Genomic DNA, 18232 nt, shown 5'->3' with positions numbered 1-18232 from the left:
CTACCTCAGCCGTTAGGGCCCACGGTGGCAACGATGGTGACTTGCTTGTTGTCCGGTATTTCCTGATACGCCAGCACATGCAAATTCGGTACAGCCAGGCGACCGAAACGCGACAGCATGGCGCGGATCGGGCCGGCGACCAGCAGAATGGCCGGCTGGCCCTGCATTTCCTGGCGCTGGGCCGCTTCGATCAGCGAACGTTGCAGCTTTTCGGCCATGCTCGGTTCCAGAAGAACACCGTCTTCCTGGCCTTGCCCGGCGCGTTGCAGACTATTGAGCAAAATCTGTTCCAACCTTGGCTCCAGGGTGATCACCGGGAGCTCCGACTCAACGCCGACAATGCTTTGCACGATGGCGCGACACAATCCGACGCGCACCGCCGCAACCAGCGCGGCGGTATCTTGACTCTTGCCAGCGTTGTTCGCGATTGCTTCGGCAATACTGCGAATATCGCGCACGGGTACCTGTTCCGACAACAGGGCCTGCAAGACCTTGAGCAGCCCCGACAAGGAAATGACACCCGGCACCAGTTCTTCTGCAAGTTTAGGCGAAGCCTTGGCCAACACCTGCAACAGTTGCTGGACCTCTTCGTGGCCAATCAGTTCATGGCAGTGCTTCTGCAGGATCTGGTTGAGGTGGGTGGCCACTACCGTACTGGCATCGACCACGGTGTAGCCCAGCGACTGCGCCTGCGAGCGCTGGCCCACGTCGATCCACACCGCTTCCAGGCCGAACGCCGGGTCACGTGCGGCAATGCCGTTGAGGGTGCCGAACACCTGCCCCGGGTTGATCGCCAACTCGCGGTCCGGGTAAATCTCGGCCTCCGCCAGGATCACCCCCATCAGCGTCAGGCGATAGGCGCTGGGCTGCAGGTCAAGGTTGTCGCGGATATGCACCGTGGGCATGAGGAAGCCCAGGTCCTGCGACAGCTTCTTGCGCACGCCCTTGATTCGCGCCAGCAACTGACCACCCTGGTTGCGGTCCACCAAGGGGATCAGCCGGTAGCCGACTTCCAGGCCGATCATGTCGATCGGTGTCACATCGTCCCAGCCCAGCTCCTTGGTTTCCAGCGCCCGCTGCGGCGAAGGCAGCAGGTCTTGCTGGCGCTGCGCCTCCTGCAAGGCCTGGGCCTTGGCCTTCTGTTGTTTCTTCCATACGAGATAAGCCCCGCCACCGGCCAGCAGACCCAGGCCGATGAAGGCGACGTGCGGCATGCCCGGCACCAGCCCCATGACAATCATCAACCCCGCCGACACCGCCAACGCCTTGGGCGAGTCGAACATCTGCCGGTTGATCAGTTTGCCCATGTCCTCCGAGCCCGAGGCGCGGGTGACCATGATCGCCGCAGCGGTCGACAACAGCAGTGATGGCAATTGCGCCACCAAACCGTCACCGATGGTCAGCAGGGCGTACACCTTGCCGGCATCGCCGAAGCTCATGCCATGCTGCAGCATGCCGATCAGCATGCCACCGATCAGGTTGATGAACAGGATCAGCAAGCCGGCGATGGCGTCACCGCGGACGAACTTGCTGGCACCGTCCATCGAACCGTAGAACTCGGCCTCCTGGGCCACCTCGGCACGACGGTGCTTGGCCTGGGCCTGGTCGATGAGGCCAGCATTGAGGTCGGCGTCGATCGCCATCTGCTTGCCGGGCATGGCGTCGAGCGTGAAGCGCGCGCTCACTTCCGAGATACGCCCGGCGCCCTTGGTCACCACCACGAAGTTGATGATCATGAGGATGGCGAAGACCACCGCACCGACCACGTAGTTACCGCCGATCACCACCTCGCCGAAGGCCTGGATCACCTTGCCGGCGGCGCCGTGGCCTTCCTGGCCGTGCAGCATGACCACCCGCGTGGAGGCCACGTTCAGCGCCAGGCGCAGCAGCGTGGCCACCAGCAGGATGGTGGGGAATGCAGCGAAGTCGAGCGGGCGCAGGGCGTAGACGCAGACCAGCAGCACCACGATCGACAAGGCGATGTTGAAGGTGAAGAACACGTCGAGCAGGAACGGTGGTATCGGCAACATCATCATTGCCAACATCACCAGCAGCAGCAGCGGTACACCCAGGTTGCCCCGGCCGAGCCCGGCCAGGTTATGACGGGCGTTGCTGATTAACTGAGTGCGATCCACCGCGAATCCTCTTGATGCAAAACTTTGACGCCCAAGGGGCATCTGCGGCTGGCATTGCAAGAAGCCTTCCAACTTTGCGCAACAGGAGATTTATGTTGTGGGCCGGCCTGTGGGAGCGGGCGTGCCCGCGAAGCAGGCGACGCGGTGTCTGGCACCGGCTGCGCCGGTGTTCGCGGGCACGCCCGCTCCCACAGGTTGAGGTGAATGACAGCTTCTAATCCCCTCTCAAGACACAAGGTCAACTGTCGCGGCGCAGGTCTGGCGGGATCGGCAGGTCATCCTTCAACGGCTCAGGGCGCTTGCCCTTGCCCGCACGGTACTGGCGGATCTGGAACACATAGGCCAGCACCTGCGCCACAGCCAGGTACAGGCCGGCGGGGATTTCCTGCTCGATCTCGGTCGAGTAATAGATCGCCCGCGCCAAGGCCGGCGATTCCAGGATCTGAACCTTATGCTCCACGCCAATTTCGCGAATCTTCAAGGCAATGAAATCCGTGCCCTTGGCCAACAGCAACGGCGCCACCCCACCCTTCTCCGGGTCATACTGCAAGGCCACCGCATAGTGGGTCGGGTTGGTGATGATCACGTCGGCCTGCGGCACCGCCGCCATCATGCGCCGCTGCGACACTTCGCGCTGCAGCTGGCGAATACGCTGCTTGACCTCGGGCTTGCCCTCGCTGTCCTTGTACTCGTCGCGCACTTCCTGCTTGGTCATCTTCAGTTTCTTGTGCGTCTGGTACAGCTGGAACGGCACATCCGCAGCCGCGATCAGCAACAACCCGGCCGACATCCACAAGGCACTCCAGCCCACCACCTGCAGGCTGTGAATGATCGCCTGCTCCAGCGGCTCGTTGGCAATCGACAGCAGCGCCTGGCGGTCGTTGATCAGTACCACCACCGCCACTACCAGGATGACGAAAAACTTGGCCAGCGCCTTCAGCAATTCGGTCAAGGCATGCATCGAGAACATGCGCTTGATGCCCGACAACGGATTCATGCGACTGAATTTCGGCTGCAGCAAACTGCCCGAGAACAGGAAGCCGCTCAGCGCGATGGGCGCCACGAAGGAGATCACGAACAGCAGGATCAGCACCGGCTGCACGGCCCAGATGGCCATCTTGCCCGAGGCCAGCAGAAACGCGCCCATCGCCCGCTCGTCCACGATGATGTCGCGGGTCAGGCTGAAATTCATGCGCATCAACGCCAGCAGGGTTTCGGCCAAATGGCCGCCAAACGCCAGCAGCCCACCCGCGCCGGCCAGGGTCACCGCCACCGTGTTCAACTCCTTGGAGCGGGCGACCTCGCCTTTTTCCCGTGAGTCGCGCTTGCGTTTCTCGGTGGGGTCTTCCGTTTTGTCCTGGCCGCTTTCGCTCTCAGCCATGCTCAGCCCGCCCTTGCCAGTTCACGCAGCCACTGCAGCGTTTCGCTGGCCAATGCCTGGTAGTGCGACAGCACATCGGCCAGGCCGACCCAGAAGATGAACATGCCCATGACCAGGGTCAACGGGAAACCGATGGAGAAAATGTTCAGCTGCGGCGCCGCACGGGTCATCACCCCAAAGGCAATGTTCACCACCAGCAACGCCGCAATCACCGGCAGGATCAACAGCAAGCCGGCACCGAACACCCAACCCATGCGCCCGGCGAGCTCCCAGAAGTGGTTGACCACCAGCGCATTGCCCACCGGCAACGTGGTGAAGCTTTCGGTCAGCACCTCGAACACCACCAGGTGGCCGTTCATCAACAGGAACAGCACACTCACCAGCATCGTCATGAACTGGCTGATCACCGTAACGTTGACCCCGTTCCCCGGGTCGACCATGGAGGCAAAGGCCATACCCATCTGCACCGCAACGATCTGCCCGGCAATCACGAACGCCTGGAACAGCAACTGCAACGCCAGGCCGAACAACGTCCCGACGATGATCTGTTCGGCGCACAGCAGCAGGCCGCGCAGGCTAAGCGGGTCGAATTCAGGCAGCGGTGGCAACGCCGGCACGATGACCACGGTAATGGCCACGGCCACGTACAGGCGCACCCGCGCCGGCAGCATGCGGGTACCGAAGATCGGCATGGTCATCAACACCGCCGTCACCCTGAACAACGGCAGGATGAAGGTGGCGACCCAGGTGCCGATCTGCGTATCGGTCAGCTCCAGCATCCGCGCATCAACCTATGAGCTGCGGAATGTTGGTGTAGAGCGTGGTGATGTACTCCATGAACTTCTGCACCAGCCACGGCCCGGCAACGATCAGCGTGATCAGCATCACCAGCAGGCGCGGCAGAAAGCTCAGGGTCTGTTCGTTGATCTGCGTTGCGGCCTGGAACATCGCCACCACCAGGCCCACCAGCAGGCTTGGCACCACCAGCACGGCCACCATCAGGGTGGTCAGCCACAGGGCATCACGGAACAGGTCGACAGCGACTTCAGGTGTCATCGGCGGCTCTCCTTGACGGCGTCAGACGCCGCCGAAACTGCTGGCCAGGGTGCCCATGATCAGCGCCCAGCCATCGACCAGCACGAACAGCATGATCTTGAACGGCAGCGAAATGATCAGCGGCGACAGCATCATCATACCCATCGCCATCAGCACACTGGCCACCACCATGTCGATGATCAGGAACGGGATGAAAATCATGAAGCCGATCTGGAACGCCGTTTTCAGCTCGGAGGTGACGAACGCAGGCACCAGGATGGTCAGCGGCACTTGATCGGGCCCGGCAATGTCGGTGCGCTTGGACAAGCGCATGAACAGGTCCAGGTCGCTTTGCCGGGTTTGCGCCAGCATGAAGTCCTTGAGCGGGCCCTGGGCCTTGTCGATGGCCTGCTGAGCGGTCATCTGTTCTTTCAGGTAAGGCTGCAGGGCATCCTGGTTCACCCGGTCGAACACCGGGGCCATGATGAACATCGTCAGGAACAGCGCCATGCCGGTCAGCAGCTGGTTCGACGGTGTCTGCTGCAAGCCCAGGGCCTGGCGCAGGATCGAGAACACGATGATGATACGGGTGAAGCTGGTCATGAGGATGACGAACGCCGGAATGAAGCTCAGCGCCGTCATGATCAGCAGGATTTGCAGGCTGACCGAATATTCCTGCTGCCCGTCCGCGGTATTGGACAGGGTAATGGCCGGAATCGACAACGGGTCGGCGGCCAACGCCAACGGCGCGGCCAGCAACAGCGCCACTGTCAACAACGGCCCCAACAACCTACGCAGCGCGCCGCTCATCACGTGTTGTCCTTAGGGTTCTTGCCCATCAACTCCATCAACCGCTGGGCAAACTCCGGCGTCGCCTGGCGAGCGTTTTCCGGCACCTGCACCGGCTCTGCCAGCACATGCAATGCCTCGATGCTGCCAGGGGTATGGCCTATCAAAATCTGCTCCTTGCCCACCTGCACCAGCAACAGGCGGTCGCGCGGGCCGATGGCGCGGCTGCCGACGATCTCGATCACCTGCCCACCCTTCACCGCCGTGCTTTGCAAACGCCGCAGCAGCCAGGCCAGGAAGAAAATCAGGCCAACCACCAGCAGCAGGCCGAAGACCATCTGCGCCAGTTGTCCGCCCAGGCTGCCAGGCGCCGCTGCCGGCGTGGCCGTGGGCGTGGCCGCTGCCAGGCAGGCGTGGCTGCCCAACAACGCCGCAAGTGCCGCGATGGTGCGTATCGTGGCCTTCACTCAGCGCAGCTTCTTGATGCGTTCGCTGGGGCTGATCACGTCGGTCAGGCGAATGCCGAACTTCTCGTTGACCACTACCACTTCGCCATGGGCGATCAACGTACCGTTGACCAGCACGTCCAGTGGCTCGCCGGCCAGGCGGTCAAGCTCGATGACCGAACCCTGGTTGAGCTGCAGCAGGTTGCGGATGTTGATCTCGGTGCTGCCCACTTCCATGGAGATGTTCACCGGGATATCCAGGATCACATCCAGGTTCGGGCCTTCGAGGCTGACATTTTCGTTCGGCTTGGGCGAGCTGGCGAACTCTTCCATTGGCAGGCGGCCCGGGCCGCTGTGGCTGCCGGTGTCACCGCCCAGCAGCGCATCGATGTCCGCCTGGCCGGCAGCACCGGTCTCTTCCAGCGCGGCGGCCCACTCATCGGCCAAGGCCTGATCTTCTGGGGAGGTGATCTCGTTTTCGTTAGCCATGGTTTCCTCGACAGGCATTCAATTCGTTAGGGGCGACCGGCACGCCGTCAGCGGCGTTCGATCGGGTCGATGATCTGCAGCGCCAGGTTGCCCTTGTGCGAGCCCAGCCGCGCCTTGAACGCCGGCACGCCATTGGCGCGCAACACCAGGTGCTCGGGCAACTCCACCGGTATCACATCGCCAGGCTGCATGTGCAGGATGTCGCGCAGCTTCAACTGGCGCCGGGCCACGGTGGCAGTCATCGGCACTGCAACATCCAGCACGTCTTCGCGCAGGGCCTTGACCCAACGCTCGTCCTGGTCGTCCAGGTCGGACTGGAAACCGGCATCGAGCATCTCGCGCACCGGCTCGATCATCGAATACGGCATGGTCACGTGCAGGTCACCGCCACCACCGTCCAGCTCGATATGGAAGGTGGACACCACCACTGCCTCGCTCGGGCCGACGATGTTGGCCATGGCCGGGTTGACCTCGGAGTTCATGTACTCGAAAGACACCGGCATGATGGCCTGCCAGGCTTCCTTCAGGTCGACGAAGCACTGGTCCAGCACCATGCGTACCACGCGCAGCTCGGTGGGGGTGAACTCACGGCCCTCGATCTTGGCGTGGCGGCCATCGCCGCCGAAGAAATTGTCCACCAGCTTGAACACCAGCTTGGCGTCGAGAATGAACAGCGAGGTGCCACGCAATGGCTTGATCTTGACCAGGTTCAGGCTGGTCGGCACATACAGCGAGTGCACGTACTCGCCGAACTTCATCACCTGCACGCCACCTACGGCCACGTCGGCCGAGCGGCGCAGCAGGTTGAACATGCTGATGCGGGTGTAACGGGCGAAACGCTCGTTGATCATTTCCAGGGTCGGCATGCGACCGCGCACGATACGGTCCTGACTGGTCAGGTCGTAGCTTTTGATACTGCCGGGCTCCGCGGCGGTCTCGGTCTGCACCAGCCCGTCGTCGACGCCGTGCAACAGGGCATCGATTTCATCCTGGGACAGCAGGTCCTGTACGGCCATGGCGGACTCCTACTGCAATACGAAATTGGTGAACAGCAGCTGGTCGATGACCGGCTTGCCAAGTTCCTTCTGCGCCACTTCCTGGACCACGGCAGTGGCTTTCTGGCGCAGCATTTCCTGGCCGACCGGGCTGCTGGCGAGGGCGTCGAAGCCCTGCCCGGAGAACATCATCACCAGGTTGTTGCGGATGACCGGCATGTGCACCTTGAGCGCATCCAGGTCTGCCTGGTTGCGCGCCTGCATGGTGATGCTCACCTGCATGTAGCGCTCGCGCCCGTTCTGGTTGAAGTTGACCACGAAGGCCGGGGTCAGCGCCTGGTAGATCGCTGCTGGCTTGACGTTGCTGGCTGCCGCCTCGGCGGCCGGCGCCGGTTCGCTCTTGTGCATGATGAACCAGGTAGCGCCCACCGAAAGGCCGATCGCCAGCAACAAGCCGACGACAGCCATGATGATCAGCTTGAGTTTGCCTTTTGTGGCGGGGTCTTTGACTGCTTCGCTCTTCGCCATGCCAATAATCCGTCGTCCATCGGGGGTTCAAAGGAGGATGGCTTGGCCTGAGCAAGTGTTATGCCAGCTTATTCAGAAGTTCGGTTTCAGCAGGATCTGCGGTGCTGTCTTATTCGCGGGCATGCCCGCTCCCACAGGTACTGCATAGGTTGCAAATCCCTGTGGGAGCGGGCGAGCCCGCGAACAGGCCGGAACAGGCAACCGGGCATCAGGCGTAGTAATCGACCGCACTGTCGCCGACAACCACCTGCTGCTCCACAGGCCGGGCGCTATCGACAACCTCGCCCCCACCCTGCCCGGCCCGCCGCGCGGCCACCCCGGACAGGTTGCTGTCCTGTGCCTGGCCCTGTTGCTGCTGCTGCCCCCGCGACTGATCGGCGACGTTGACGTCGGGCTGCGCCAGCCCCTGCTGGGCGAACAGCTCGCGCAGGCGGTGCACCTGGCTGTCCAGGGCATCACGCACGCCCGCGTGGCCGCTGATGAACGTGATCTGGGTAGCCTGGTCCGCCGCCACATTGACGCGAATGTCCAGGCGGCCCAGCTCGGCCGGCTCCAGCTGGATATCCGCCGACTTGAGATTCTGGCTGGACAAGTACATGACCCGGTTGACCAGGCCCTCAGCCCACGCATTCTGGTTCATCGGCAAGGGCTGGTGCAGCGGGCTGGCACTGGCCGGCACCGCGTTGGCGGTCTTGGCCGTGGCTGCCTGGGTCAGGCTGGCCAGGCGATTGGCGAAGTCGTCGATACGGGTGTCGCTGGCAGCGCTCTTGGTGTCTTTCAGGCCATCTTCGAGCAAGGCACCGAACGCCCCGTCACCGGACTCGGTAGCGTCGCCCTCGCTTTGCTCGACCAGAGTCGTCAAGCTATTGACGGCAGCGCGGCCGTCATCGCCCTGGGCCTGAGCCGGATCAAGGGCATGTGCGGAAGTACTGCCTTTGGCCTGGGCGCTGTGCTCCAGCGCCAGGCGCAGGGTTGGCAGGTTGGCCAAGGGGTCGGCGTCAGGGTCGAAGGCTTCTTCGGTGGGTTCTGCCGGCACTGCGGTGGCCAGTTGGGCTTGCGCCGTGGCGGCTTGCAACACGGGCGTCACCGCCTCGGCCTGGGCCTGGATCAACTGCCCGCCGGGCTGGCCATCGGTGACCTGCCCGGCCACCAGGCTGGCGTCCGTCAGCCCGGTATCGGCCTGGGCGGTATCGTCATCTGGCAATTTGTTGCCGTCATCGGCAACCGCAGCCTTGCTGCCCGGGTCTTTCTTGCCGCCAACAGCCGCTTCCGGCTTGTCCTTGGGCCTGGCCTGGGCAACCTTGTCATCGGGCCCAGCCGGCGGGTTGCGCCGCTGCCGGGCCATGACCTGGTCGAAGCCGTCGCCCTTGTCGCCCAACGCCTGCACGGGTTTGTCTGCCTGCAGGGCAGTTGAACGCGCGCTACTGGCGGGGGCATTGGCTTGCAACAAAGGGTTGGGTGCGACAGGCATCGAGCGGTCTCCGCGCCAGAACGTGAGTATCTTCCTGGCGGAGAAAAGCAAGACTCGCGCCAACTAGTCGTCAGCCGGTGGAAATGCGATCTTTCTCACCGCGATAAAAGCGCTTTACCTCCTGATACTCCCGATCAATGCGGCTGATCAGGTCCTCGATGCCATACAGCGGCGGCCGCCGCGCACGCTCTTCAAGCTGCTGGCACAGGCTGGCCAACACCATGGCGCCCATATTGCTGCTACTGCCCTTGAAGCTGTGTGCAGCCATCCTGAGTTCTGCCGCATTTTTCGCCGCGAGTAGCTGCTCCACGCGGCGCTCCGAGTCCGTGAGAAACGTCTCCACCAACGTCAGATACTCATCCTCCATGACCTCACGCAGGCCCTTGAGAACCTGGTGATCGATATGCATGTCCATCACTTGCTCACTCCCTGATCAAGCAGATTATGCCCAAGCCCGCCCGGGGCTCACCATTCGAATTCCACCTGCGCACACCGCCCACCCTCTGCCCAGCGCGCATCACCGGCCAGCTGCCGCACCAGTTTCAGGCCACGCCCACTCAGGCCGTGGTCCGGCACAGCCCGTGCCAGTACGCTCGGCACATCGAAACCAGCGCCGCTGTCGCCGACTTCGATACTCAGACGCCCACCCTGGCCACGCGGTTCAACCCTGAAACGGATGCTTACACAACCTTCAGCCAGCGATGCCAGGCGCCGCGCCCGTTCTTGATAATAGTCGGCAAAGCCCTGCACATCGCATTTGAGCTGCGAATCCAGACCGAGCACGCCATGCTCCAGCGCATTGGAATACAACTCGCTGAGCACGCTGTGCAGGTGGCCAGTGCGCGCTCGCAAGCCGGGTATTTCCTGCAACAACTGCACCAGGTAGGGCACCGGGTTGAAACTTTTGAGGCTGGCACCCCGCACCTCGAACGCCAACGACCAGTCCTGCGGGCTTGACCGGCCGCTGTCAGCGTAGACCACCGGCATCGGTGGCCGCTCTTTGGCACCGAACATGCGGATATCGCACAGGCTGATATCGTCGCGAGGGTGCCCTCCAAAACGCTCCAGGGCCAACAGCACCTCGTCGAACAAGCAGGCCGGGTCACGATTGGCGTTCAGCACCTCGCGCAGGCGCCGCTCGCCGAACAGGCGCTCCTGCTCGTCGGCAGTTTCCAGCACCCCGTCCGACAGCAGGAACAGGCGCTCCCCTGGCACCAGCGGCAACATCTCTGTGCTGGCATCGAAGCGTTCGGCCGCCAGAATACCCAGCGGCAGGTGCCGAGACTGCAGCACCGACAACACCTGGCCATCCAGCGAGAGGTGGTAGACGTCAGGCATGCCGCCATTCCATACCTCTACTGCGCCACACTGCATGCTCAGATTCAGCAGCACCGCGCAGCAGAACATGTCGACCGGCAGAATACGCTTGAGCTTGGCGTTCATCTCGCGCAGGACCTCGGCCATGCCGTAGCCCTTGGCGGTCATGCCGTAGAACACCTCCGCCAGCGGCATGGCACCCACCGCAGCCGGCAAGCCGTGGCCGGTAAAATCACCCAGTAGTACACGCATGTCGCCGGCCGGTGTGAAGGCCGCCAGCATCAGGTCACCATTGAACAAGGCGTAGGGTGATTGCAGGTAGCGGATGTTCGGCGCCGCCAGGCAGCCGGCATGCGCCACCTTGTCGAACACGGCCTTGGCCACCCGCTGTTCGTTGAGCAAGTGGTGGTGGTGCCGGGCGATCTGGTCGCGCTGCGCCAGCACGGTACCCTGCAACCGACGCAGGCGGTCCATGGCGCGGATCTTGGCTGCCAGTATTACCGCGCTGTAGGGCTTGGCCATGAAGTCATCGCCGCCCGCTTCCAGGCAACGCACCAGGGCCTCCTCCTCGTTCAGCGAGGTGAGGAAAATGATCGGCACCAGCGCCTCGCCGGCCAGGGCCTTGATCTGCCGCGCCGCCTCGAAGCCGTCCATGACCGGCATCAGCGCATCCAGCAGCACCAACTGCGGGCGCCGCTCGACGAACAGCGCCACGGCCTGCTCACCATTTTCCGCAGTGACAACCTCGTGCCCCTGGCGGCGCACGATCTGCGCCAGCAACAGACGGTCGGCGGCACCGTCCTCGGCAACCAGTACGGTCAATGCCTGTTCGGCCGGCATGTCGGCGCTCAGCTGATCTTGAAGAGTTTTTCGAAATTGGAGATGGCGAGAATCTTGCGCACATCGGAGCTGGGATTCATCACTTCAACCTCGACCGCTTCGCCCGCATGGTCACGCAGCAGCAACAGCATGCCCAGGGCCGAACTGTCGAGGTGGGTCGTGTCTTTCAGATCGACAACCACGCGATCGTGCCCGCCTGGTTGGCGCTCATAAGCACCGCGAAATTCCTGATGCTGGCTGAAATCGAAGCGTCCTTTGATCTTGATCGTCAACGTTTTCCCATCCTGCGTGAGATCAGTTTCCACTGCCATGCGAGCGATTCCTTCGATGATGGCGAATACAGCTTGTTGAAGGTTTAGCAGGCGATGGCACGGGCGGCAAGAACACGGCGCCCACAGGCCGCTTCACAAAGCGACGCCACGGATTCAGAACTGATCTTGCCGCGGCAGGCGCTGGGACAACTCGTCCAGCAGGCGCTGCTCACGCTTGTCCTCGGCGCGGCGGGCCTCGTCCAGGTAGCGCTGCACCAGCTTGCGCAGCCCCTCCACCCGGGCGTAGGCCTGCTGCCACGCACCACGGGCATTGTCGAGGTTGTTCTGGTGCCAGACCAGGCTCTGCCGCTGCTGGGTCATCGCCGTTTCCAACTGGCCAAGGAAGCGCTGGTAGTTCACCAGCCAGTTGCCATTGACCCCCTGCCCACCGCGGTTGAGCCACTGCTGCTGGTAGTCCTCGCGAAACTGCTCCAGCTCGGCCAGCTTGGCCTGGGCGACGGCAACTTGCTGCTGGAAATGGCCCAGCCGCTGGGCGGCCTTGCGCTCGGCCTCTTCGGCCATGTCCACCACCGGCGCCAGGCGCGCGGCGCGCCCAGGGAGGGCCATGGCCTATCAGCCGGCCGGGGGCGTGAAGATCGCCCCCAGCTCTTCACGGCTCTGCGCCATACCCACGTTTTCACGCAGGCCCTGGCGCAAGAAGCCCACCAGCTTCGACTGCAGGGCAATCGCCAGGTCAGTCTCCGGATCGCCGCCCGCCACATAGGCACCCACGCTGATCAGGTCGCGGCTTTGCGACAAGCGCGACCACAGCTGCTTGAATTTCTGCGCCTGGCGCAAGTGGTCGGCATCCACCACCTGCGGCATCACCCGGCTGATCGAGGCTTCGATATCGATGGCCGGGTAATGGCCTTCCTCCGCGAGGCGCCGCGACAGCACGAAGTGCCCGTCAAGCACACCACGCGCCGAATCCGCGATGGGGTCTTGCTGATCGTCACCTTCGGACAGCACGGTATAGAACGCGGTGATCGACCCACCGCCCGGCAAGCCATTACCCGCCCGCTCCACCAGCTTGGGCAGCTTGGCAAACACCGACGGCGGATAACCCCGCGTGGCCGGCGGCTCGCCAATGGCCAGGGCAATTTCCCGCTGCGCCTGGGCAAAACGGGTCAGCGAATCCATCAGCAACAGCACATTCTTGCCTTTATCGCGGAAGTACTCGGCAATGCGCGTGCAGTACATGGCGGCGCGCAGGCGCATCAGGGGGGCATCGTCGGCCGGCGAGGCGACCACCACGGAGCGCTTGAGGCCCTCCTCACCGAGAATGTGCTCGATGAATTCCTTGACCTCGCGGCCCCGCTCGCCAATCAGGCCGACCACAATGATTTCCGCCTCGGTGAAGCGGGTCATCATGCCCAGCAATACCGATTTACCCACGCCAGTACCGGCAAACAGGCCCAGGCGCTGACCCCGGCCGACGGTCAGCAGGCCGTTGATGCTGCGAATACCCACATCCAGCGGTTTGCTGATCGGGTCGCGGTTGAGCGGGTTGATCACCGGGCCGTCCATCGGCACCCAATCCTCGGCCTTCATCCCGCCCTTGCCATCCAGCGCGCGGCCCGCACCGTCCAGTACCCGGCCGAGCATGCTCATGCCCATGGGCAGGCGGCCGCCGTCATCCAGCGGCACCACGCGTGCGCCCGGGGCAATGCCGACAATGCTGCCCACCGGCATGAGGAACACCTTGGACCCGGCAAAGCCCATGACCTCGGCCTCGACCTGCACCGGGTGATAACTGTCGTCGTTGATCACCAGGCAGCGGCTACCAACGGCGGCACGCAGACCTTCGGCCTCCAGGGTAAGGCCGACCATGCGCAGCAGGCGGCCTTCGACGATGGGCTGGGCGGGCAGCGCAATGGCCTCGGCGTAACTGCCCAGGCGCTTGCTGAAACTGGTGCGTTCAAGGCGCATCAGGGTTGTCCACGGCAGGCTCGAGCGGCGCATCCAGGTCTATCGCCAGGTCGGGTTGAGCCGGGTGCAGGGAATGGTCGTGCAACTGGTCGAACAACTGCGCCACGGCCTTTTCGGTACGCGTTTCCATGCTCGCGTCGATGCGACTGTGCGCGGTTTCGATGCGGCAACCCCCCGGTAACAAGGCGCTGTCTTCCAATAGCCGCCAGTTTTCCTCGTGCCGTTCGCGCAGGGCCTTGGCCAGCTCGAAATCCTGCGGGTTGAGGTGAATACGAATGTTGTCCGCGCCCATGGGCAGCAGCTTGAGTGCCTCGCGCAACACCTGGGTGATCTGGCTGGAGTCGGTGCGCAGCTCACGGCCGATCACCTGGCGGGTCATGTGCGCGACCAGCTGCACCAGCTGCTTTTCGATCTGCGTGTCTTGCTCGGCAATCGGCGCCATCAGGTTGCTCATCAGCCGCTCAAGGCTGTCGAGCTTGGCCTTGAGCGCCTCTTCGGCCTCCTGGCGAACCTTGAGCTGGGTGCTATGGAAGCCCTCGCGCTCACCGGTGGCGAAGCCCTCGTTGTAGGCTTCCTGGCGTATGGCTTCGAGCTCTTCCAGGGTCAGTGGCTGTACTTCTTCCAGCGGCACTTCCTCGATTTCGTCCTCGACCACCTCGGGTTCTGGCTCAGGTTGGGGCTCGGGTTGCGGGTCGAAACTGGGCAACGCCCATACATCCACGCCCTCGAGGTCGCGGGCACGGATCAGGTCGCTGGGGTGGTGTTCTTTGGTGGACATTGGTAATGCCTGTGGGTCATAGCGGCAAGCTTCAAGCGGCAAGTTTGAAGAAAAAGCAGGCTGCGCAAGGGCTGCTGTTTCTTGTAGCTTGCCGCTTGTAGCTTGCCGCTTAAATCATTTCCTCGGCGCCTTTGCCGCCAAGCACGATCTCGCCGGCTTCGGCCATGCGCCGGGCAATGGTGAGGATTTCCTTTTGCGCCGTTTCCACATCGCTGACCCGCACCGGGCCCTTGGCCTCCAGGTCGTCGCGCAGCAGCTCCGAGGCACGCTTGGACATGTTCTTGAATATCTTGTCCTTGACGCGCTCGTCGGCACCCTTGAGCGATACCACCAGCACGTCCGACGACACCTCGCGCAGCAGCGCCTGGATACCGCGGTCGTCGACATCGGCCAGGTTGTTGAAGACGAACATCAGGTCTTCGATCTGCTCCGACAGGTCGCTGTCGATTTCGCGGATCGCGTCCATCAACGCGCCTTCCACGGAGCTGTCGAGGAAGTTCATGATGTCGGCGGCGCGCTTGATGCCACCCAGGGTGGTGCGCGCGGCGTTGGAGTTGCCCGAGAACTGCTTCTCCAGAATCTGGTTCAATTCCTTCAAGGCTGCTGGCTGCACCGTGTTGAGCGACGACACGCGCAGCACGATGTCCAGGCGCACCTTGTGGTCGAAGTTGCTCAGTACCTCGCCGGCCTGGTCGGGGTCGAGGTAGGCGACCACGATGGCCTGGATCTGCGGGTGCTCGTAGCGGATCACATCGGCCACGGCGCGCGGCTCCATCCACTTCAGGCTGTCCAGGCCACTGGTGTTGCCACCCAGCAGGATGCGGTCGACCAGGCCGTTGGCCTTGTCCTCGCCCAGCGCCTGGTTGAGCATCTTGCGGATATAGGCATCGGAGCCCACGCCCAGGCTGGTCTGGTCGCCGACAATGTCGACGAACTCGCTCATCACCTGCTCGACCTGGTCACGGTGCACATTGCCCATCTGCGCCATGGCCACACCTACCCGCTGTACCTCCTTGGGGCCCATGTGCCGCAGCACCTGCGCCGCATCGGTTTCACCCAGCGAAAGCAACAGGATCGCCGCCTTGTCCACGCGGCTCAGCTTGGCGGTAACGGCTCGGTTATCACTCATCGGCGTTGATCCACTCTTTCACGACCTGGGCAACACGGCCCGGGTCTTCGGCCACCAGGCCTTTGATTGCGTTGAGCTGTGCCTCGTAACCCTCGCTTGGGCTAGGCAGCAGAATGCTTGTCGGGCCACCCAAGCTGACGCGGTCGTTGGCCAGTTCGCCATCCAGACCCACCATGCCGCCCAGCTCCATGTCGCTATCCGGGGCAGCTTGCTTGCCGCCCCCTGTAATGTTGTTCAACACCGGCCGCAGTACACCGAATACCAGCACCAGGATGAACACTACGCCCAACACCTGCTTGACGATATCCCAGAACCACGGCTGCTGGTAGAAGGCGATGTCGGCAATTTCCTCGCCACGGTCGGCCGCGAACGGCACGTTGATCACCGTCACGCTGTCGCCACGGCTGGCATCGAAACCAACGGCGTCCTGCACCAGGCGGGTAAAGCGCGCCAGGTCTTCGCTGCCCCACGGGGCACGGGTGGTGTCACCAGTCGCCGGGTCGATCTTGACCTGGTCGTCGACCACCACGGCCACCGACAGACGGGTCATGCGCCCTTGCTGCTGGCGGGTGTGGCTGATCGAGCGGTCCAGCTCGAAGTTCTTCGTGCTTTGCTGACGCTTGTCCGACGGGTACGGCGCGAGCATCGGCTGGCCGGTGGCCGGGTCCATGATCTGCTGGCCATTGGCATCGACCAGCGGTTGCCCAGGCTGAATGGCCGCTGCCGGGGTGGCGGCGCCACCGGTGGTCTGCGGTGCCGTGGCCGCACCGGGCGGCTGGTTGCTCAGCGCCCCAGGCACGCCCTGCGGGCCTTGGCTGCTGGCACGTTGCTCATCAACCGACTGCTCACTGCGCAGCGCTGGTTGGTCGGGGTTGAACTGCTCGGAAGTGGACTCGACCGCGCTGAAGTCCAGGTCGGCGGACACTTCGGCCTTGTAGCGGTCGTTGCCCAGCACCGGCTGCAAAATGTTGTGCACACGCTGGGTGAGCATGCTTTCCACCCGGCGGCTGTAGTCGAACTGCTTGCCAGCCTGGGTCAGCGCAGAATCCTGGATCTGCTCGGACAGCAGGTTGCCCTTCTGGTCCACCACGGTGACCTGTGACTTGTCCAGCTCCGGCACGCTGGTGGCGACCAGGTTGACGATAGCCATCACTTGCCCGGGCTCCAGGGCGCGGCCTGGGTACAACTCGACCAGTACCGAAGCGCTGGGCTTGCGTTCGTCGCGCACGAACACCGAGCTTTTCGGAATGGCCAGGTGAACGCGGGCGGCCTTGACGTTGTTCAGGCTCGACACGGTGCGCGCCAGCTCGCCTTCCAGGCTGCGGCGGTAGCGGGTAGCCTCCATGAACTGGCTGGTGCCCAGGCCCTGCTCCTTGTCGAGCAGTTCGAAGCCCACGTTGCCGTCGCTTGGTGCCACGCCCGCCGCGGCCAGTTTCAGGCGTGCGCGGGCGAGGTCATCGGACTTGACCAGCAAGGCGCCAGAATTGGGTTCGACGTTGTACGGAATGTCGGCCGCAGCCAGGGTGTCCATGACCTGCTTGGTGTCCATGCCCGACAAGCTGCCGTACAGCGGACGGTAATCGGGTTGCTGCGACCACAGCACCACGGCAAAGCCGATCGCCACGCTGGCCGCCAGGCCGACCATGAGGCCGACCTGCCGCAGCACGGGCATCTGCGCGATGTTTTCCAGAAACGCCATGCCGAACAGCGGCGGCTTGGCCGCTGGCGAACCAGCCTTGGCGGGGGCGTTATCGACGACTGCTTCAGCCATGGGTTACATCCGTCCTCAAACCGGCATCTGCATGATGTCCTGGTACGCCTGGACCAGCTTGTTGCGTACCTGGGTCATGGCCTGCATCGACACGCTGGCTTTCTGCGAAGCGATCATCACGTCGGTAAGGTCGACGCCGCTCTTGCCGATTTCGAAGGCGTTGGCCAACTGGGTCGAGGCTTGCTGGGTTTCATGCACCTTGCCAATGGCCTGGCCGAGCATGTCGGCAAAGGTGCTTTGACCGGGCGCCAGCTCGGGGGCAGCGGTGACCTTGGGCAGCGACATGGCGTCGGCCTGCATGGCGCGCATATCCAGCATCAGACGATTGAATTCAACACCTTGGCTCATGACCCTTCTCTCTCCTGCGGCCGCATTTTTTTGACACCCATGCAGCGAATAGCCTACGTAAAGCAACAAAGGTGCCAGCCTCTATCGTTCAGGCAACATCACACCCCTGTGGGAGATTCTATGGTTCCTGGCAAGGGTAGCCGCTGCATCTTAAGTGCCTGTGAGATTGAGCGCCGCCCGCGCGGCGCATCGCGAGCTGCGCTCGCTCCTACGTTTGTTTCGGGCCAGTAACCCCTGTGCCAGATGCGCGCGGCCGCCTTGTTCGTACGACGCGATTTTGAGGCATGCGCCAAGGCGTTCGCGCGCAAATCCCACAGGAATAATTGGCCCGAAACAAACGTAGGAGCGAGCGCAGCTCGCGATTGCGCCGCGCGGGCGGCGCTCGCTCTAACAGGCGCTGCATACCTTGTGGCAAACACCTGTCAGCCCTGATGCGATCCCCGTGCGGGCTTGCCCGCGAACACCGGCGCAGCCGGTGCCATGCAGCGCGTTGGATTCTTCGCGGGCGCGCCCGCTCCCACACAGGCCGCGTCGCGCGTT

At 63.3% G+C, this 18232-nt stretch carries 19 protein-coding genes; all 19 read right to left on the bottom strand.

What is annotated here, in order from left to right; all coding sequences use genetic code 11:
- Positions 1 to 5: 5 nt before the first annotated feature.
- Positions 6 to 2135: a flagellar biosynthesis protein FlhA gene (flhA, locus tag FPB55_RS07880; protein WP_054881281.1), complete on the bottom strand. Its 2130-nt coding sequence runs from the start codon at positions 2133 to 2135 to the stop codon at positions 6 to 8.
- Positions 2136 to 2373: 238 nt separating this feature from the next.
- Entirely contained in the window at positions 2374 to 3516 is a 1143-nt protein-coding gene (gene flhB / locus FPB55_RS07875; RefSeq protein ID WP_009683221.1) for a flagellar biosynthesis protein FlhB, read from the bottom strand.
- A 2-nt stretch (positions 3517 to 3518) separates the two neighbouring features.
- Complete coding sequence (gene fliR / locus FPB55_RS07870; protein ID WP_054881280.1) at positions 3519 to 4295, bottom strand: flagellar biosynthetic protein FliR; 777 nt, start codon at positions 4293 to 4295, stop codon at positions 3519 to 3521.
- Positions 4296 to 4302: 7 nt separating this feature from the next.
- Positions 4303 to 4572, bottom strand: coding sequence for a flagellar biosynthesis protein FliQ (gene fliQ / locus FPB55_RS07865; protein ID WP_012273497.1), 270 nt, complete (start codon positions 4570 to 4572; stop codon positions 4303 to 4305).
- A gap of 21 nt (positions 4573 to 4593) precedes the next feature.
- Positions 4594 to 5361 carry a flagellar type III secretion system pore protein FliP gene (gene fliP, locus FPB55_RS07860; RefSeq protein WP_054881279.1) on the bottom strand — a complete coding sequence of 256 codons (768 nt, stop codon included), beginning with the start codon at positions 5359 to 5361 and terminating at the stop codon, positions 4594 to 4596.
- Positions 5361 to 5807 carry a flagellar biosynthetic protein FliO gene (gene fliO / locus FPB55_RS07855; RefSeq protein WP_054881278.1) on the bottom strand — a complete coding sequence of 149 codons (447 nt, stop codon included), beginning with the start codon at positions 5805 to 5807 and terminating at the stop codon, positions 5361 to 5363. Before fliO ends, fliP begins: the two co-directional genes overlap by 1 nt.
- Entirely contained in the window at positions 5808 to 6275 is a 468-nt protein-coding gene (gene fliN / locus FPB55_RS07850; protein ID WP_029885654.1) for a flagellar motor switch protein FliN, read from the bottom strand. It abuts the gene before it with no gap.
- Positions 6276 to 6322: 47 nt separating this feature from the next.
- Positions 6323 to 7291, bottom strand: a complete 969-nt coding sequence (gene fliM / locus FPB55_RS07845; protein ID WP_009683214.1) for a flagellar motor switch protein FliM — start codon at positions 7289 to 7291, stop codon at positions 6323 to 6325.
- Between the two features lie 9 nt (positions 7292 to 7300).
- Positions 7301 to 7798, bottom strand: a complete 498-nt coding sequence (gene fliL, locus FPB55_RS07840) for a flagellar basal body-associated protein FliL (protein WP_144187925.1) — start codon at positions 7796 to 7798, stop codon at positions 7301 to 7303.
- A 208-nt stretch (positions 7799 to 8006) separates the two neighbouring features.
- Positions 8007 to 9269 carry a flagellar hook-length control protein FliK gene (locus FPB55_RS07835; RefSeq protein WP_144187923.1) on the bottom strand — a complete coding sequence of 421 codons (1263 nt, stop codon included), beginning with the start codon at positions 9267 to 9269 and terminating at the stop codon, positions 8007 to 8009.
- Between the two features lie 70 nt (positions 9270 to 9339).
- Positions 9340 to 9687 (bottom strand): Hpt domain-containing protein, encoded by a 348-nt coding sequence (locus FPB55_RS07830; RefSeq protein ID WP_033690485.1) that lies wholly within the window; start codon positions 9685 to 9687, stop codon positions 9340 to 9342.
- Between the two features lie 47 nt (positions 9688 to 9734).
- Positions 9735 to 11426, bottom strand: a complete 1692-nt coding sequence (locus tag FPB55_RS07825) for a fused response regulator/phosphatase (RefSeq protein WP_144187921.1) — start codon at positions 11424 to 11426, stop codon at positions 9735 to 9737.
- 8 nt (positions 11427 to 11434) lie between these two features.
- Positions 11435 to 11737 (bottom strand): STAS domain-containing protein, encoded by a 303-nt coding sequence (locus FPB55_RS07820; RefSeq protein ID WP_009683209.1) that lies wholly within the window; start codon positions 11735 to 11737, stop codon positions 11435 to 11437.
- A 114-nt stretch (positions 11738 to 11851) separates the two neighbouring features.
- Positions 11852 to 12304 carry a flagellar export protein FliJ gene (gene fliJ / locus FPB55_RS07815; protein WP_144187919.1) on the bottom strand — a complete coding sequence of 151 codons (453 nt, stop codon included), beginning with the start codon at positions 12302 to 12304 and terminating at the stop codon, positions 11852 to 11854.
- A gap of 6 nt (positions 12305 to 12310) precedes the next feature.
- The gene (fliI, locus tag FPB55_RS07810) at positions 12311 to 13666 is read right to left on the bottom strand and encodes a flagellar protein export ATPase FliI (protein ID WP_054904676.1); all 1356 of its coding nucleotides are present in this window, start codon (positions 13664 to 13666) and stop codon (positions 12311 to 12313) included.
- Positions 13656 to 14444, bottom strand: coding sequence for a flagellar assembly protein FliH (fliH, locus tag FPB55_RS07805; RefSeq protein ID WP_054904677.1), 789 nt, complete (start codon positions 14442 to 14444; stop codon positions 13656 to 13658). The genes fliI and fliH overlap by 11 nt, the downstream gene beginning before the upstream one ends.
- 109 nt (positions 14445 to 14553) lie before the next feature.
- Positions 14554 to 15573 carry a flagellar motor switch protein FliG gene (gene fliG / locus FPB55_RS07800; RefSeq protein WP_003254434.1) on the bottom strand — a complete coding sequence of 340 codons (1020 nt, stop codon included), beginning with the start codon at positions 15571 to 15573 and terminating at the stop codon, positions 14554 to 14556.
- Complete coding sequence (gene fliF, locus FPB55_RS07795) at positions 15566 to 17344, bottom strand: flagellar basal-body MS-ring/collar protein FliF (protein WP_054881272.1); 1779 nt, start codon at positions 17342 to 17344, stop codon at positions 15566 to 15568. The genes fliG and fliF overlap by 8 nt, the downstream gene beginning before the upstream one ends.
- 15 nt (positions 17345 to 17359) lie before the next feature.
- Positions 17360 to 17692 carry a flagellar hook-basal body complex protein FliE gene (fliE, locus tag FPB55_RS07790; RefSeq protein ID WP_003254438.1) on the bottom strand — a complete coding sequence of 111 codons (333 nt, stop codon included), beginning with the start codon at positions 17690 to 17692 and terminating at the stop codon, positions 17360 to 17362.
- Positions 17693 to 18232: the final 540 nt, after the last annotated feature.

This window comes from Pseudomonas sp. BJP69 (genome assembly GCF_007633355.1).
In the GTDB taxonomy this organism is placed as follows: Bacteria; Pseudomonadota; Gammaproteobacteria; order Pseudomonadales; family Pseudomonadaceae; genus Aquipseudomonas; species Aquipseudomonas juntendi.
The sequence above is the reverse complement of the archived record's forward strand: the minus strand, read 5'-3'. Positions and strand labels throughout refer to the sequence as shown.